Origin of the sequence: Providencia sp. PROV150 (genome assembly GCF_028481025.1) — a bacterium.
In the GTDB taxonomy this organism is placed as follows: Bacteria; Pseudomonadota; Gammaproteobacteria; order Enterobacterales; family Enterobacteriaceae; genus Providencia; species Providencia hangzhouensis.
Genome location: NZ_JAMPPJ010000008.1, coordinates 64,022 through 81,538 on the forward strand (window position 1 = coordinate 64,022; position 17,517 = coordinate 81,538).

Annotated in this window: 12 protein-coding genes; 8 read left to right on the forward strand and 4 right to left on the reverse strand. The window is 39.5% G+C overall.

Going from position 1 to position 17,517, the window contains the following annotated elements; all coding sequences use genetic code 11:
* The first annotated feature begins 21 nt into the window (after window positions 1–21).
* Complete coding sequence (locus PSE83_RS07935; protein WP_272660792.1) at window positions 22–2,370, forward strand: glycosyl hydrolase family 28-related protein; 2,349 nt, start codon at window positions 22–24, stop codon at window positions 2,368–2,370.
* 160 nt (window positions 2,371–2,530) lie between these two features.
* Here the strand turns inward: PSE83_RS07935 and PSE83_RS07940 are convergent, their stop codons facing one another.
* The 4 genes from PSE83_RS07940 to ybfF form a co-directional block, all read right to left on the reverse strand.
* A complete protein-coding gene (locus PSE83_RS07940) occupies window positions 2,531–4,462 on the reverse strand; it encodes a type I secretion system permease/ATPase (protein WP_272660793.1) in 1,932 nt (643 codons plus the stop codon).
* A gap of 3 nt (window positions 4,463–4,465) precedes the next feature.
* Window positions 4,466–5,794 (reverse strand): HlyD family type I secretion periplasmic adaptor subunit, encoded by a 1,329-nt coding sequence (locus PSE83_RS07945; protein ID WP_004256250.1) that lies wholly within the window; start codon window positions 5,792–5,794, stop codon window positions 4,466–4,468.
* On the reverse strand, window positions 5,791–7,896 hold the full coding sequence (locus PSE83_RS07950) for a peptidase domain-containing ABC transporter (RefSeq protein ID WP_094960684.1): 2,106 nt from the start codon (window positions 7,894–7,896) through the stop codon (window positions 5,791–5,793). The genes PSE83_RS07945 and PSE83_RS07950 overlap by 4 nt, the downstream gene beginning before the upstream one ends.
* Window positions 7,897–8,138: 242 nt before the next feature.
* Window positions 8,139–8,915 (reverse strand): esterase, encoded by a 777-nt coding sequence (ybfF, locus tag PSE83_RS07955; RefSeq protein WP_004256243.1) that lies wholly within the window; start codon window positions 8,913–8,915, stop codon window positions 8,139–8,141.
* 325 nt (window positions 8,916–9,240) lie between these two features.
* On the opposite strand from ybfF, the gene seqA reads away from it, so the two are divergent.
* The 7 genes from seqA to ihfB all read left to right on the forward strand — a co-directional run bounded on the left by seqA (window position 9,241) and on the right by ihfB (window position 17,317).
* On the forward strand, window positions 9,241–9,786 hold the full coding sequence (gene seqA, locus PSE83_RS07960; protein WP_004256238.1) for a replication initiation negative regulator SeqA: 546 nt from the start codon (window positions 9,241–9,243) through the stop codon (window positions 9,784–9,786).
* 56 nt (window positions 9,787–9,842) lie between these two features.
* The gene (pgm, locus tag PSE83_RS07965; RefSeq protein ID WP_036957914.1) at window positions 9,843–11,477 is read left to right on the forward strand and encodes a phosphoglucomutase (alpha-D-glucose-1,6-bisphosphate-dependent); all 1,635 of its coding nucleotides are present in this window, start codon (window positions 9,843–9,845) and stop codon (window positions 11,475–11,477) included.
* A gap of 287 nt (window positions 11,478–11,764) precedes the next feature.
* Window positions 11,765–12,856, forward strand: a complete 1,092-nt coding sequence (serC, locus tag PSE83_RS07970; RefSeq protein WP_036957913.1) for a 3-phosphoserine/phosphohydroxythreonine transaminase — start codon at window positions 11,765–11,767, stop codon at window positions 12,854–12,856.
* Window positions 12,857–12,977: 121 nt separating this feature from the next.
* Window positions 12,978–14,255: a 3-phosphoshikimate 1-carboxyvinyltransferase gene (gene aroA, locus PSE83_RS07975; protein ID WP_036957912.1), complete on the forward strand. Its 1,278-nt coding sequence runs from the start codon at window positions 12,978–12,980 to the stop codon at window positions 14,253–14,255.
* Between the two features lie 187 nt (window positions 14,256–14,442).
* Window positions 14,443–15,126, forward strand: a complete 684-nt coding sequence (gene cmk / locus PSE83_RS07980; protein ID WP_094960688.1) for a (d)CMP kinase — start codon at window positions 14,443–14,445, stop codon at window positions 15,124–15,126.
* A gap of 173 nt (window positions 15,127–15,299) precedes the next feature.
* The gene (gene rpsA / locus PSE83_RS07985) at window positions 15,300–16,973 is read left to right on the forward strand and encodes a 30S ribosomal protein S1 (RefSeq protein ID WP_004909559.1); all 1,674 of its coding nucleotides are present in this window, start codon (window positions 15,300–15,302) and stop codon (window positions 16,971–16,973) included.
* Window positions 16,974–17,029: 56 nt separating this feature from the next.
* Entirely contained in the window at window positions 17,030–17,317 is a 288-nt protein-coding gene (gene ihfB, locus PSE83_RS07990; RefSeq protein ID WP_004256221.1) for an integration host factor subunit beta, read from the forward strand.
* Window positions 17,318–17,517 lie beyond the last annotated feature (200 nt).

Below are 17,517 nucleotides of genomic sequence, written 5' to 3' on the forward strand. Positions count from 1 at the left end.
TTTTTATTGGAAAAAATAAGCATGAGAGAAGTTAAACCAACGCAAAAGCCAGCTCCAAGTGGTGATATCAAAGACCTTTTCTTTAACTCGGGATTATTAGATATATGGGCCACATCGCTAGAGCATAAGTACATTGACCGCTTTGGAAATTGCCATTTAACAGCGGCGGGCATGGAGTGGTTGTTCAAAGAATTAGTCGAGACATTCAAAGTCGACATGAATACAGCTATCGTCGCGGCTGGCTATATTACTATCGATAGCTTCCAGCAGGGTGCTGATTTACCGAATAACGAAATTACATTACGCAATCATATATTGCGTGATGAGACCACAGGTGAGTATTACCGATGGGATGGTAATTTACCTAAACAAGTTCCAGCTGGCTCAACTCCACAATCCACTGGCGGAATCGGAAAAGGTGCTTGGGTGAGTGTTGGTGATGCGAGTTTACGGAGTGATTTAAAAAGACCCACTGGAACAAGCATTATCTCTCATTTGGAGCAGTCGCTTTCACAAAAACTATCTATATTCATTGATGTTAGAGATTTTGGGGCGAAACTGAACGGAACAAAGGATGATACAAAATCTATTCAAATGGCTTTAGATTTCGTTGGCGCAGCAGGTGGTGGTGTTGTTTATTTTCCAGCAGGGAAAGCGTTAATATCGATGAAGGAGTCCTTTCATCCTTATAGTTGCTTGATTATTCCTGCGAATGTCGAGCTGCTAGGGGCAGGGAAGCTCTCAACATTAATCACAAGACCTGATAATGAGCGTGAAGCTGATGGTGTGTTAATGTGCAATAAGAATTATGACGTCAATACTCTATATTCAGCTGATGGGAATATCATTATTCGCCACATTGGCCTAGATGATGGAGCTCATAACAAGCATCGTGGATTGGGTGATTTAATCGGGTTTGGTAATGGTGATGGTTTACTTGTTGAACAGTGCTACTTTGGCAATCATGACCAACACGCCATTGATATCTGCAAAAGCCGTAATGTTATTGTTCGTAATAACGCATCAAAGAACAAAGTTAATATGCCTGCGTCGGCAACCTATCAAATTGATGGCGGTCTGATTTGGGGGATTGCAGGGGGGGTTACACCATCGTATAACGTATTCATTTACAGTAACGACATACAAGAATCTCACGCCAATATGGTTATCCACTTTCATGGTGAAAATGCAGGAAATAACATTCATATTTTTGATAACGACATTGATGCAACAATGTTACCTGATAATTCGAATGTGATTGCGGGCGATACAGATATCACTTACCAAGATGTTTATATTCATAACAACCGCATTAAATTAAACAATAAAACATGTCGAGGAATTAACTTCCCTGTGACACAAGGTGTATCAACAGTCAAAAATCTCAATGTTTTTGACAATGAAATTTCAGGTGTTTTCAGAATTGGCGTGTTTGCAGGGGACGATGCGATTGATTTTACAAAACCATCCGATTTGAACGATGTTCATATTTACGGAAACACATTAAATGTTGACCTTTCAAATTATGATGGACTGCCTATTCGTTTAATTTCTGCTGCAGGTAACAAGAAAGCAAGAATATATGGGAATATCATCAATATTAAACTGGATGATACGTTCACCGCAGGTATCACATTCATTGAAGATCGGGATAATATTGACGCCTTTATCAAAGATAATGAAATTCATCAGGTCGGAGATAAGGTATTCAATGGCACTAGTGCGATTTTATCGACATTGGCGAAGTTAGATGCAGCAGGGATTAAGAAGAAACTCATCATTGATGACAATACCTTTGATGGTGTTAATTGTGATTATCACATTGAAGTTCGAGATCCGAATCAATCTGATGCAAACCATGTCAGCAACATACAAGGGAGAATTTCAAGAAATAGCTTTGATGGTATCGTCAATAAAGCGAATATTTTTGAGCCTATTGCGCTATCGGATGGAAGCAATAATGTTGGTTATGTTGATTTTACAGGGCAGCCGAGGGTAACACCTGATTCAAAGCACATCTTAAAAATTGTGAATGGCGAAATTTATAAAAACATTCCACTGACAGGGAAGAAAAAATCCAAGCGCAGGGATAGTCGAGGGTCAGGCGTCAATATCGATTTAATCTACTCCCCACTTAGTATTGATAGTGACGTAGTCGGCTCAGGCTTTGCGAGTGATGTTGAGGAAATTAACAATGTCTATTTGTCGTCAACGCAATGCGCAGGAACAAATATTGTCAACGTGAATACCACTGATGGCGTTTTTGACATTATTACAGGCAATGCGGGGGTAACTATGGTTATTAGTGATAATGGCTTTAAGCCTGACATAAGGGAAAGTGGTTTTATCAAAGTTAGATGTGGAATTTAAACCCTATTACAAAATAGATGATAGTCACATCTGGATGGCGATTAGTCACTGTGACGAGCTGTGCCGAAATTGTGACACAAAATAGAGGAGAATCATTAAATATATTCAAAAATTAGCAAATCGCAAAAATGCTGGCTGGCTTGTAGTGCGGCTTTGCTAGCTATAAATCGTTAATCAATATTTGCACATCCTGCGACTCGTAATCGAGCGCAGAAGTGGCTTCATCGAGAATTAAAATGTCTGGTTCGGTGAGTAAAGCGCGCGCAAGTGCAATTCTTTGACGTTGACCACCTGAAAGGTTCAAGCCTTTTTCTGATAAGAGATAATTAAAATTATCAGGCAATGCCATAATAAAGTCATATGCTCCAGCTAATTTTGCTGCGTGAATAACTTGTTCGTTAGTCGCTTGCGGGTGGCTTAAACGGATATTCTCTGCGATAGAACCGACGAATAAAGTGCTTTCTTGTAATACAACGCTCATTTTTCGGCGTAATGACACAGTATCTGCGACAGCTAAATCCATGCCATCAACAATAACTTGCCCATGTTGTGGTACATAAAGTCGTTGTAATAATTTCGTTAAGGTGCTTTTTCCAGAACCAGAAGGGCCAGTAATCCCAATAAATTCACCAGAATTAACCATTAATGACAAATTATTGATAACTTCAGGCGTATCAGGTTGATAACGAAAGCGGATGTTTTGAAACTCGATTTTTCCGTGAATATTTGAAGTGTTTGCAATCCCTTTACGTTCATTTTCTACAGGTTCATCAAGAATATCTCCCACCCGACGCAATGAAATGATGGTATGTTGGAAATCTTGCCAAACCTGGGCAAATCGCAATACAGGTTGTGTAACATGCGCGCTTAGCATATTAAATGCCACTAATTCGCCAGGAGAAATCCCACCGTTTAATACTTCTTTGACACCAACCCACAAAAGAATTGCGGTAGTTATTTTACTCACAAGTGTCATTAACTGAGAGGCAACTTCACTGCGCATTGATACTTTAAAGCTTTGAGTTATCTGCTTGCTAAATATTTTTTTCCAGCATTGATTAAAGTATTTTTCTGTTGCTGTCGTTTTTATGGTTTCAATCCCAGTAATACTTTCGGTGAGAAAAGTGAGACCATTTTCATCGGCTTGGTAAGATTTTTGAGTTTGTTGGCGAATGATTGGGCCTAAAATCATCCATAAAACAAAGAATACACCCATAGAGCCCAATAAAATCCAAGCCATCAAACTACTGTAGGAAAATAAAACCGCGACAAAAAGGATAACAAAGATAAAGTCAATGAATAGCATCAGTGTCGAGCCCGTTAAAAACTGCCTTATATGAGCTAATTCACGGATCCTTGCGATAATTTTCCCTGTTGGCCTTAGCTTAAAATAATTTAAAGGTAAGGCCATTAAATGGCGATAAATTTTCCCTGATAATTCAGCGCTTATCTGGCTACTACTATGACTAAAAATCTTATTACGAATAAAACCATATATCGGCTCTGCAACAGCAATGGCAAAAATCGCCAATGCAATAACGTGTAAATTTGAGAGGCTGCGGCCAACTAACACTTTATCGATTAAATTTTGAAACAACAGCGGGCTAATTAAGGCGAAAAGCTGAATAATGGCCGAGAGAATAAAAATATTTCGTAATTTAACATGTTGTCGCAAAATAGAGGGAATAAACCAGCTAAAGCCAAAGGCCTTTTTTTGCTCCGGCTCTAATTGCTCCTTAATGAGTAATACGTCAAATTTAGCTTGTTGATGCCCAATCGAATTATAAATAGGTTCTCGTTCATCATTAGTTGGGTTAATGAGTACCAATTCATTTTCTTGGCTAATCACTTGCCAGAAACCATTTATATAGATTAAAGCGGGCAAAGGTAGCGTACTTAATTGTGTATATTGTGCTGCAATAAGCTCGGTTTCATACCCCAATGTCTGTGCGCATTCTCTAATTTCCCACTCAGTAGGGGATAAAGTTTGCATGCCAATAGCATGTCTTAGTTGGTCAGATGAAACATTGTTTTGATAATATTTAGCCACCCAAACTAAGGCATCCAAGCCATGATTATTTAACTGTTCCATCGATTATTTTTCTCTCATCGCGTTTGAGGTGTATTCATTGATTGGGCTAAGTAAGTAATCAATAATACGGCGTTTATCCGTTTTTATTTCTGCCACAATGGATAAACCGGGTGTCAACTCAATAGACTCACCATCAACTAATAGTTCTTTTTGCTTAAGACCTATTTGCCCTAAGAACACTAATCCAAGATTTTCATCGAGAGTACTGTCACGAGAGACGGAAATCACTTCCCCTTCAACTGTGCCATAACGAGTGTAAGGGAAAGCATCTATTTTCACCTCTGCTCTTAACCCTTCATGGATGAAACCAATATCTTTATTTAAGATTTTAATTTCAGCTAGTTGAACATGATTATTAGGTACTATAGCCATTAACTGCTGTGCGGGTTGTAACACTGCACCTATAGTGTGTGTAGCAAGTTGTTGTATCGTGCCATCAACGGGAGCCCGTATGATTTCTAATTGGTTTCTTTCTTTATTTTTTAATAGTTCTTGCTCAAGGGAAGCCCGCTTAAAGTCAGCTTGTTTGTATTTTTCATCCCACTCTTGGTTTTTTTGGGCTTTAATTCTGTCTACCTTTTCATTTAAGGCTTGATACTGGCTTTTCAGAATGGAAAGCTCAGATAATTTGGTGACTTTTTCTTTTTTAGCGATTAATAGTTCTCGCTCTTGTTCTAAAAATTCCTTCTGGCTGATCAACTGCTTTTTAGTTAACGAATGGTGTGCATCGAGACGCTTTTTGATGTTTACGATGAGGGAATTGATAGTGAGTAATTCGTCTTTTCTAGCTTGCTGATTGACAGTATTTAATTGAATTTCATTATTAAGTTCATTAATTAATGAATCAAATTCTATTTTTTGTGTTTGATAGCTAGCCCGTGTATTGTTTTGTTCTAGTTCAGTTAATTGGTTAAATAAAGGTAATTGCTCAATAGGCTGTTGTGAAATCAATGCTTGATAAATTAATATTTCGGCTACATGGAAGTTATGTTGGTAATTTAAACTCAGGATATCTTGGTCAACACCTAATACATTGACAGTTATTAAAGGATCCCCTTGTTTTACTACTTGCCCATCAGTGACATGAATATGTTCTAAACGACTTAATTCAAACGCTTGAATTAACTGTGTTCGTCCTGAAACAATAAGTTTACCTTGCGTGGTTGCTTGAATATCCAACTTACCAAAAAATGACCAAGTCACAGCAAAAAAAACGCCTACACTAATAGAAATAGCGACGTATAGTGCCAAGTAAGACGGTGGTGTTTTTAATATCGCCAAGTGTGAAGGCAAAAAGCTGTTATAACGGTTTTTGTCTAATCGATGTTTCATTTTACGTCCATGTCTGATTTCAGAGACTGTTGTAGAGTCCACAAATGTTTATAAAAATTACCTTGTTCAATAAGTTGCTGATGGCTACCTTGCTCGATAATTTCACCATTTTGCATCACAATGATCCGCTGGTGATGGCGAATAGTTGATAGGCGGTGAGCAATTGTGATGATGGTCCTTCCTTTTGCAATAATATGCATATTTTCTTGAATAACGGCTTGGGATTCGTCATCTAAAGCGCTAGTTGCCTCATCAAAAATAATCACTTTAGGGTTGGAAAGCAGTGTTCTAGCAATAGCAATACGTTGGCGTTGGCCGCCAGAAAGTGATGTTCCCCCCTCGGCAAGAACGGTGTCGTAACCTTTTGGTAATTTCAAAATAAAATCGTGTGCTCCCGCCATTTTGGCGGCATGAACGACTTCGTCCATGGAGGCATCCGGTGAGGTTTGAGCGATATTGTGAAAAACAGATTGGCTGAATAAGAAATTTTCCTGTAAAACAATACCAATTTGTTGTCTAAGGGAGTGCAAGTTAATCGCAGACATGGGGGTTCCATCCACAAAAATAGCACCACTTTCAGGGGTATAAAGCCGTAGTAATAATTTAGCGAGGGTGCTCTTACCTGACCCTGATGTCCCAACAATACCAATAGTTTCTCCCGCTTTAATATTTAAATTAAAGTTTTTTAGAACAAATGGCATGTTAGGTTGGTAGCGGAACGAGATATTTTTTAGGTTTAAATGCCCTTGAAGAGATAACTTATTTTCTTGCTGTGATTGTTCGGTAGGTAAGTTAATAATTTGGGAGAGTTTTTCGATAGCGACACTGGTTCGAATGTAGTCCCCCCATAGTTTAGTTAGTTTGATGAGGGGCTGGTTAGCGTGGCTAACCATCATGTAAAAGGCAATAAGCTGGCCAATCGTCATCTGCAATGCTAAAACTTCAGAAGCACCAACCCACAAAACAATAGCACTGGTGATTTTTTCAATAGCCATCACTAGATGTTCAGAGCGGGAGCTTATTTGCCCTGATACAAAGTTAGTTTGGCTCATATCAGCGGTTTGGCCGTCCCAGCGACGAGTGAAATTTGGTTCGACGGATAAGCTTTTGGCTGTTTCGATCCCATTGATACTTTCGGTCAAAAAAGAGGTATTGATGGCAATATTGGTGAACTGTTGTTGTGCAGCAGATTCAATTTTAGGCGTTAACCACCAAGCTAATAAAAGATAAAAAGGAATAGAACACAAAAATATTATTGTGAGTGTTGTGGAGATCAAATTCATCACAAAAATAAATACAAATAAAAATAGCACATCGACACATAGAGTAAAAAAGCTGCTGGTTAAAAATTCACGAATAGTTTCGAGCTCTTTTACTCGGGTGACAATTGCGCCTATTTGCCTGCTTTTAAAAAAGGGAATAGGTAGTCTCAGTAAATGATTTACCAGCTTCAAGCCAAGTGTCATATCAATGCGGTTAACAGTGTGATGATAAATATACTCACGTAACCCTTTCAATGTCACTTCTATTAACGCCGCAATAATTAACCCAAAAATTAAAACGTCCAATGTGACTAAGCTATTATGAACGAGCACTTTATCCATAATAACTTGCATAACAATAGGGGAAACTAATGCGAGTATTTGTAATATAAATGAAAAGAATAAAACCCACAAAATAATAGGTTTGTATTTCATAAATTCAACTTGGAACCAGGTAATGTCAAATTGACCCTGCTTAAGGTTTACTTCTAACCAATGACCATTCCATTGTTGATTCAGCTCATCAATACTCCATATCTCTGGCGGCGTATTCCCAAATTGCTGAATGAGTACTTGTTCTTGATTGCAGTTAGCTAATAGAATGGCTTCTCCTTTGGTATTATATAAAATAGCAGGGCATACGATTTTAGTTACATTTTTATTCTTCTGATATTTATTCCTACAGCGAATGGCATGTTTCGATTTAATAATGTTAAGTTTTTCATTATAACCAATAGATTGATTGAGTGTTTGTTCTAGTTCTTTAGGATTTACTTGCCCTGATAACTTAGCAATAACACTAATGAAGTATAATGTTGATTTTGATTTGAGACTATCCATTTTCTATATTAATAAATTCCTTAAGTTATTTGAATTTTTAATTCCAAATTTGCATTGATAAAATATGCACTAGATAGTAATAAGGTGGAGTAGAATTTGGATAATACAGGGTTTGTAATTCGCTGTGTATTGAAGTTAGTCTTATTATGTAATTAATAAAGTAATTATATTTAACTACAAATATATTTAAAGATATTGAAAAGTTATATATCTTTTCAATATCTATATTTAAATGTGAACAATTATTCAGGGATAGATAAAAAACGATGAATGGCTCTTAAAACATGGTCTGGTTTTTCTGCATGAACCCAGTGCCCTGTATCAGCAACAACCCACGCTTTGGCTTGCGGAAATTGTTGTGCGATTTGTTCTTTATATTCAGCTTGTACATAAGGGGAATTTCCTCCTGGGATTAACAGCACGGGTTTATTCCAGGCGGGTACTATTTCCCAACCAATAATACTTTCATAATTAGCTTTTAGGGCAGGTAAATTAAATTTCCACTCACCTTGCTTAAAGGATTTAAGCAGAAATTGGATAACGCCATCCTCATTAATGTAATCACGCATAATCACAGTAGCTTCTTGGCGAGTTTTTGCATTTTTTGCTGTAACGGCATCAAGCGCCGCGAATATTTTATCATGACGACGGACTTGGTAAGCGACAGGCGCCATATCAATAGCAACGATACTATTAATAAAATTAGGGGCTATTGCTGTTGCCGCCATGGCGATTTTGCCGCCCATAGAGTGACCAATTAAAATAGCATTTTCGTAACCTAAAGACTTTATTAGAGTAATAACATCTTGGGCCATTTGTTGGTAACTCATTTGCTCATCACGAAATGAGTCACCATGATTACGAACATCAATTTGAATCGTATCGAAATATTGTTGTAGATTACGTCCTAAAACACCTAAGTTATTGAGGTCACCAAATAACCCATGTATGAGTACAATAGGACTATTTGAGATTGGATTTTCAGGTTTATGGATAGTATGGTTAAGTAACACAGTCATATTTGTTTGATCAATTCGTCAGCGGTACATGTGGTCTTATCATGTCACGGCTATGAATAAAATCCAAATGGTCAAATAAGCTGCGATTTTGGCTGAGGTAAGTCAATGAGTCGATAATCAAAATATCCTTAGCCAATGAATTTCAGAAAATTGAAGTTGATCACTGAGGCAAAATACTGGAAGTCATGGCATGATAACCCACTGAATTATCTTTGAACTTAGAATAATGTTTACTTTAAGTTATTGAAATTTTAATTGTTTTGTTTTTTTTAAATCTGTCTTATAATCACACCGCAAATTTTAGTTAAAAAAGTACTGGGAAAAAATGAAAACGATAGAAGTTGATGAAGAGCTTTACCGCTATATTGCGAGCCATACACAGCATATCGGTGAAAGTGCATCGGATATTTTGCGCCGTATGTTAAATTTCAAATCCGGGCAGCCAGTACAAGCAAAAGAAATTAGTCAGGAACATGCTGTTATTAAGGCTGAACCTGCGATGAGTACACCTGCTGTTGCATTAAACCCTGTTAGAGTCATTAGAGAGCTTCTGTTATCTGACGCTTATGCAGAAAAAAGTAAAGCGATTGACCGCTTTATGTTGATTTTGTCTACTTTATATAGTTTAGATGCGAATCGTTTTGCGAGTGCAACAGAGTTAATGCATGGCCGAACTCGTATTTATTTTGCTGGTGATGAACAAACATTACTTGCAGCTGGTAAGCAATCTAAGCCGCGTCATATACCAGGAACACCCTATTGGGTGATCACGAATACGAATACGAATCGTAAACGTAGCATGGTTGATGCGATCATGCAGGAAATGCAATTTCCAACCAATGTGATTGAAAAAGTTTGTAATACTATTTAAAAACTGAAAGGCCACTGATGTTGATAACAAAGCATCAGTGCTTTGGGAGAAAACAAGTGACAATACATGAACGTGCAGGGCAGCTTCCGTTTCAAAGTGACTTGATCAATGTCGCTCAATTAACCGCTCAATATTATACGCAGCAACCACAACCCGGTAATACATCTCAAGCTGTTAAGTTTGGTACATCAGGGCATCGTGGTAGTTCGTTGCGTAAAAATTTTAATGAAAACCACATATTAGCTATTGCACAAGCAATTGCCGATTTACGCAAAAAACAAGGTGTAACAGGTCCTTGTTTTGTAGGGAAAGACACCCATGCGTTATCAGAAGCGGCGTTTATTACAGTGGTTGAAGTGTTAGCGGCAAATCAAGTTCATGTAATTGTTCAGGAAAATAATGGTTTTACGCCAACTCCAGCTATCTCTCACGCTATTTTAAGTTATAACCAATCACACCAAGATGTTGCGGATGGCATTGTGATTACGCCTTCACATAACCCACCTGAAGATGGCGGTATTAAATACAACCCTGCGAATGGCGGGCCGGCTGATACCGATTTAACTTCTGTTATTGAAAAAAATGCAAACCAATTGCTAGTCAATAACCTGGAAGGGGTTAAAAGAGTCAATTTTGATACAGCGATGGCGAGTGAATACGTTATTCAGCAAGATTTGGTTATGCCTTATGTATCTGCATTAGGCGAAGTTGTTGATATGCAAGCGATTGCTAAGTCTGGTTTGAAAATTGGTGTTGACCCACTAGGCGGTTCCGGTATTGAATACTGGAAAAAAATTGCTGAATATTATCAATTGGATATTGAAATTGTAAATGACCAATTAGACCAAACGTTCCGTTTTATGCCTTTGGATCATGATGGTGTTATCCGTATGGATTGCTCATCAAGTTGGGCAATGGCGGGTTTGCTTGGGATGAAAGAAAAATTTGATTTAGCTTTCGCTAATGACCCTGACTATGACCGTCATGGCATTGTTACCCCCGATGGTTTAATGAACCCAAATCACTATCTTGCTGTGGCAATCGACTACCTATTCCAACACCGCCCTCAGTGGGGAAAAAATGTTGCGGTAGGGAAAACACTTGTCTCAAGTGCGATGATTGACCGTGTTGTTAATGATATCGGTCGTGAATTAGTTGAAGTGCCTGTAGGGTTCAAATGGTTCGTTGATGGGTTATTCAGTGGACAACTAGGTTTTGGCGGTGAGGAAAGTGCAGGGGCATCATTCTTAAAATTCGATGGCACACCTTGGTCAACAGACAAAGACGGTATCATTCTTTGCTTACTAGCCGCGGAAATTACGGCGGTTACCGGTGAAAACCCGCAGCAGCGTTATAATAACCTCGCCAAAAAATTTGGGGCACCGATTTACAACCGTATTCAAGCGAAAGCTACTCACGAAGAAAAAGCGAAGCTAAGTAAATTATCACCGGAAATGGTTGCAGCAGATACATTGGCAGGAGATAAAATTACACAGCGTTTAACCGCAGCCCCCGGTAATAATGCGCCAATTGGTGGTTTAAAAATCATGACTGATTATGGCTGGTTTGCAGCAAGGCCATCAGGCACGGAAGAAGCGTATAAAATTTATTGTGAAAGCTTCCGTGGAGAAGAGCATTTACGCCAAATAGAAAAAGAAGCGATTGAAATCGTAAGCAAAGTTATTCGCTAATTTTTAATCTTCAATAAAAGACATTTCAATGAATATCCCGAAACACAGCGCAATGATGTAATTCGGGATATTATCGCTTATTTATTGTTAATTTCTCCATAAAATGGTGCTTGTCGAGAGTGTGACAAGATTAACAAAATTCTTTTCCCCATTATCAAAAAATAACCCCCCTTTCATTTTTGGGATTGCTGACAATAACCGTTGCAGCTAAAGGCTTGGAGTGGTACAACTTTAACTATCTGAGTGAATTTTATTAACCATAATTGAAGATGGATAGGGTGAGGTCAATGAGTCAGGTTTATAATTTCAGTGCAGGTCCAGCTATGCTACCTGTTGAAGTCATGCGTCGTGCTGAACAAGAGTTTTGTAATTGGAAGGGTTTAGGCGTTTCTGTCATGGAAGTTAGCCATCGCGGAAAAGACTTTATCGAAGTGGCAACAGAAGCAGAGCAAAATTTACGTGATTTATTAAACATCCCTGATAACTATAAAGTTTTATTTTGTCACGGTGGAGCTCGAGCCCATTTTGCGACGTTACCAATGAATTTACTAGGTGATAAAACGACCGCAGACTACATTGTAAGCGGCTATTGGTCAGAGTCAGCAGCAAAAGAAGCTGAAAAATACTGTACACCTAATGTAATTCAAATTACTGAAGAAAAAGATGGCATTGTTAGTTTAAAACCTATGAAAGAGTGGCCATTAAGTGATGATGCCGCTTATGTTCACTATTGCCCAAATGAAACCATTGGTGGCTTAGCTATTCATGAGGAACCTGATTTCCCTGAAGATAAAATTATTGTTGCTGACTATTCCTCTTCTATCTTATCTAAACCGATTGATGTAAGCCGTTATGGTGTAATTTATGCGGGAGCTCAAAAAAATATTGGGCCAGCTGGATTAACTATCGTTATTATTCGAGAAGACCTGCTCGGTAAAGCTTCGCCTCAGACTCCATCTGTATTTGATTACACGGTATTAGCAAAACACGATTCAATGTTTAATACTCCACCGACCTTTGCTTGGTATCTCGCGGGGATGGTCTTCAAATGGTTAAAAGAGCAAGGTGGTTTGCAAGAAATGGCTAAGCGTAATTATGAAAAATCACAATTACTCTACAATGCAATTGATGATAGCCAGTTCTATATTAACCGTGTTGCGGTTGAAAACCGTTCTTGGATGAACGTACCGTTCCAAATGCAAAACCCGGCACTTGATGCGAAATTTATTGAAGAAGCCAAAGAGCAAGGCTTACTTTCTCTAAAAGGCCATAAAGTGGCTGGTGGTATGCGTGCGTCAATCTATAATGCGATGCCATTAGCTGGTGTACAGGCTTTGGTTGATTTTATGGCTGATTTCGAACGCCATAACGCTCAATAATGAGATTTGCCGACTGAAATAGGATGTTCAGTCGGTTATCTGTGCTCTTCTTATTTGACTTAAAAGAAAATGGAGCCAGATATTATTTACTTGCAAAACTTCACTGGAGAAACTGCTTTTTATGCAATCCCTGACATTACAACCTATCTCTTCAATCAACGGCACAATTAATTTGCCAGGGTCAAAAAGTGTCTCAAACCGCGCACTATTATTAGCAGCGATGGCTAAAGGAACGACCATACTCACTAACTTATTGGACAGTGATGATATTCGCCATATGCTGAATGCATTAAGCCAGCTAGGTGTTAACTACCAATTGTCTGAAGATAAAACACGTTGTCGTGTGGAAGGTTTAGGTGGAAATTTATCTCATCCAGATGAAACAGAAATCTTTTTAGGCAATGCGGGAACTGCAATGCGCCCACTGACTGCAGCACTATCACTAAGCCGTAATAATATTATTTTAACGGGTGAGCCTCGCATGAAAGAGCGCCCAATTGGGCATTTGGTTGATGCGCTGAGGGAAGGCGGTGCAGAGATTGAATATTTGGAACAAGAGAATTACCCACCATTACGTTTAAAAGGTGGTTTTATCGGTGGCCAAATTTCAGTCGATGGGTCTGTTTCTAGCCAGTTTTTAACTGCGCTGTTAATGGCGGCACCGCGTGCAGAGCAAGACACAACAATTACAATTATTGGCGAGTTAGTCTCCAAACCTTACATTGATATCACATTAGCATTAATGAAAACGTTCGGTGTTAATGTCGAAAATCATCAATATGAATATTTCGTTATCAAAGGGCAGCAACAATACCAATCACCAGGCGAATATTTAGTGGAAGGTGATGCTTCATCAGCGTCTTATTTCCTCGCTGCGGCCGCCATTAAGGGGGGCGTAGTGCGTGTAACAGGAATTGGGCGCAATAGTTTGCAAGGGGACACTAAATTTGCCAACGTATTAGAAAAAATGGGCGCGACTATTCGTTGGGGTGATGACTACGTTGAATGTGAACGCAGAACATTGACAGGTATTGATATGGACATGAACGCGATCCCTGATGCGGCAATGACCATTGGAACGGTTGCCCTGTTTGCTGAAGGCGAAACGGTTATTCGTAATATCTATAACTGGCGGGTAAAAGAGACCGACCGGTTATATGCGATGGCGACAGAGTTACGAAAAGTTGGCGCTGAAGTGGAAGAGGGGCATGATTATATTCGTGTTGTTCCACCGAAAAAATTACAACATGCTGAAATTGAAACCTATAACGACCATCGTATTGCAATGTGTTTTTCGTTAGTTGCATTATCAGATACACCAGTAACAATTTTGGATCCGGGCTGCACTGCAAAAACTTTTCCTGATTACTTCGAACAGTTGGCACGTCTAAGTCATTAATCTATTGATTGGGTTGATATTATTTTCTTTGATATCAACCTGATTTTTACGATTCAAATATCAACTTTTTCTTATTTTTTAGCAATCATCAGAACCTGCTTATTTCACAAATCTACTGAATTGGTATAATACCTTCACAGATTTTAATTGCGGGTAGCTAGGCTATTTGCAGAAAAGGAGATTTTTTATGGTGGCGATAGCCCCTGTAATCACCGTTGATGGACCAAGCGGAGCAGGTAAAGGTACGCTTTGCCAAGCATTAGCAAACGAGTTTGGGTGGCAACTTTTAGACTCTGGCGCGATTTATCGTGTATTAGCGTTAGCTGCGTTACATCACCATGTTGATATCCAATCCGAAGATGCGTTAGTTCCTTTGGCTGCAAATTTAGATGTGAAATTTGTTCCTGAAGATAATGTACTGAAAGTCATTCTGGAAGGGGAAGATGTTTCGAATCAAATTAGAACCGAAACAGTAGGAAACACTGCATCCCAAACAGCCACTTTTCCTCGCGTACGTGAAGCTTTACTCCGACGCCAACGTGCATTTAGAACCCATCCTGGGCTAATTGCTGATGGCCGTGATATGGGAACGGTGGTTTTTCCCGATGCACCGGTAAAAATTTTTCTTGATGCCTCCGCGGAAGAACGGGCTCATCGGCGGATGAAGCAGTTGCAAGAAAAAGGTTTTGATGTTAATTTTGAACGTCTTTTAAGCGAAATTGAAGAGCGGGATTTTCGTGATCGTAATCGCTCTGTTGCACCTCTTATTGCCGCGAAAGACGCATTAGTGCTGGATTCCACAAGTATGTCTATTGAGGAAGTTATTGAAAAAGCACACACCTATGCAAAAAAAATTCTACAATTATCGTGATAATAGGCTTTATTTTAGCTTATAATTAGATAATATACGCAGTTACCGCTATGTGATTATATTATTAGCATAGCATCAACCTTGCGACATGGAATGTTGTGGGGTATGTGAAACAACCCCATTTGGCGGGAAGCTAAGTGGACGTTAATTTAAAACTCTTGAAGATCATTAATATGACTGAATCTTTTGCTCAACTCTTTGAAGAATCCCTGCAGAATATTGAAACTCGTCCTGGTTCTATCGTCCGTGGTACTGTTGTTGCCATCGATAAAGACGTAGTCCTTGTTGACGCAGGTCTTAAATCAGAATCTGCTATCCCAGTAGAACAGTTCAAAAATGCTCAGGGTGAGCTAGAAATCCAAGTTGGCGATGAAATCGATGTAGCTCTGGATGCAGTAGAAGATGGTTTCGGTGAAACTATCCTGTCTCGTGAGAAAGCTAAACGTCATGAAGCATGGCTGATGCTGGAAAAAGCTTACGAAGAAGCTGAAACTGTAACTGGTGTTATCAACGGTAAAGTTAAAGGTGGTTTCACTGTTGAGCTGAACGGTATTCGTGCGTTCTTACCAGGTTCACTGGTTGATGTACGTCCAGTTCGTGATACTACTCACTTGGAAGGCAAAGAGCTTGAGTTCAAAGTAATCAAGCTGGATCAGAAACGCAACAACGTTGTTGTTTCTCGTCGTGCTGTAATTGAATCTGAAAGCAGCGCTGAGCGCGATCAACTGCTGGAAAATCTGCAAGAAGGCATGGAAGTTAAAGGTATCGTTAAGAACCTTACTGACTACGGTGCATTCGTTGATCTGGGCGGTGTTGACGGCCTGCTGCATATCACTGACATGGCTTGGAAACGTGTTAAACACCCAAGCGAAATCGTCAACGTTGGTGATGAAATCAATGTTAAAGTTCTGAAATTCGACCGTGAGCGCACTCGTGTTTCTCTGGGTCTGAAACAACTGGGCGAAGATCCTTGGGTCGCAATCGCTAAACGTTACCCAGAAGGTACTAAACTGACTGGTCGCGTTACTAACCTGACTGACTATGGTTGCTTCGTAGAAATCGAAGAAGGCGTTGAAGGTCTGGTTCACGTTTCAGAAATGGATTGGACTAACAAAAACATCCACCCATCTAAAGTTGTTAACGTTGGTGATGTTGTTGAAGTTATGGTTCTGGATATTGATGAAGAACGTCGTCGTATCTCACTGGGCCTGAAACAGTGCAAATCTAACCCATGGCAGCAATTCGCAGAAACTCACAACAAAGGCGACCGCGTTGAAGGTAAAATCAAGTCTATCACTGACTTCGGTATCTTCATCGGTCTGGACGGCGGCATCGATGGCCTGGTTCACCTGTCTGACATTTCCTGGAACGTTGCAGGCGAAGAAGCAGTTCGTGAATACAAAAAAGGTGATGAAATCGCAGCTGTTGTTCTGCAAGTCGACGCAGAGCGTGAACGTATTTCTTTAGGTGTTAAACAGTTAGCTGAAGATCCATTCAATAACTATTTAGCAGCAACTAAGAAAGGCGCAATCGTAACTGGTAAAGTAATCGCAGTTGATGCTAAAGGTGCAACTGTTGAGCTGACACTGGGCGTTGAAGGTTACCTGCGTGCATCAGAAGCTTCACGTGACCGTGTTGAAGATGCAACACTGGTTCTGAACGTTGGTGATGATGTTGAAGCTAAATACACTGGTGTTGATCGTAAAAACCGTGTAATCAACCTGTCTGTTCGCGCTAAAGACGAAGCTGATGAGAAAGACGCTGTCGCAGCTGTGAACAAACAAGAAGATACAGCATTCGGCAACAATGCTATGGCTGAAGCTTTCAAAGCAGCTAAAGGCGAATAATTAAGTGGGGGCAACAGTAGCGTTGCCCCTTTGTAACGGTAGTTTAGGGAGGTACTATGACCAAGTCTGAATTAATTGAAAGACTGGCTAGCCAGCAGTCTCATCTTTCAGCAAAAACCGTTGAGGAAGCTGTAAAGGAAATTCTTGAGCATATGGCGGATACGTTAGCTAACGGTGAGCGTATTGAAGTCCGTGGTTTCGGCAGTTTTTCTCTTCACTACCGTGCTCCACGCGTTGGCCGTAACCCAAAAACTGGTGATAAAGTGGAACTAGAAGGTAAATATGTTCCTCACTTTAAACCAGGTAAAGAATTACGTGATCGTGTAAATATTTACGGCCAATAATCGGGCTGTAAATCTTAATTATTACATCAAAACAGTGCTTGTATTTTATACGGCACTGTTTTTTATTTCTGATCAACACCAACACCAACACCAACACCAACACCAACACCAACACCAACACCAACACCAACACCAACACCAACACCAACACCAACACCAACACCAACACCAACACCAACACCAACACCAACACCAACACC

What these genes read in the sequence shown, in the direction of transcription:
- PSE83_RS07935 (WP_272660792.1), top strand. Translation starts at nt 22, where the DNA reads ATGAGAGAAGTTAAACCAACGCAAAAGCCAGCTCCAAGTGGTGATATC.
- PSE83_RS07940 (WP_272660793.1), bottom strand. Translation starts at nt 4,462, where the DNA reads ATGGAACAGTTAAATAATCATGGCTTGGATGCCTTAGTTTGGGTGGCT.
- PSE83_RS07945 (WP_004256250.1), bottom strand. Translation starts at nt 5,794, where the DNA reads ATGAAACATCGATTAGACAAAAACCGTTATAACAGCTTTTTGCCTTCA.
- PSE83_RS07950 (WP_094960684.1), bottom strand. Translation starts at nt 7,896, where the DNA reads ATGGATAGTCTCAAATCAAAATCAACATTATACTTCATTAGTGTTATT.
- ybfF (WP_004256243.1), bottom strand. Translation starts at nt 8,915, where the DNA reads ATGACTGTGTTACTTAACCATACTATCCATAAACCTGAAAATCCAATC.
- seqA (WP_004256238.1), top strand. Translation starts at nt 9,241, where the DNA reads ATGAAAACGATAGAAGTTGATGAAGAGCTTTACCGCTATATTGCGAGC.
- serC (WP_036957913.1), top strand. Translation starts at nt 11,765, where the DNA reads ATGAGTCAGGTTTATAATTTCAGTGCAGGTCCAGCTATGCTACCTGTT.
- aroA (WP_036957912.1), top strand. Translation starts at nt 12,978, where the DNA reads ATGCAATCCCTGACATTACAACCTATCTCTTCAATCAACGGCACAATT.
- cmk (WP_094960688.1), top strand. Translation starts at nt 14,443, where the DNA reads ATGGTGGCGATAGCCCCTGTAATCACCGTTGATGGACCAAGCGGAGCA.
- rpsA (WP_004909559.1), top strand. Translation starts at nt 15,300, where the DNA reads ATGACTGAATCTTTTGCTCAACTCTTTGAAGAATCCCTGCAGAATATT.
- ihfB (WP_004256221.1), top strand. Translation starts at nt 17,030, where the DNA reads ATGACCAAGTCTGAATTAATTGAAAGACTGGCTAGCCAGCAGTCTCAT.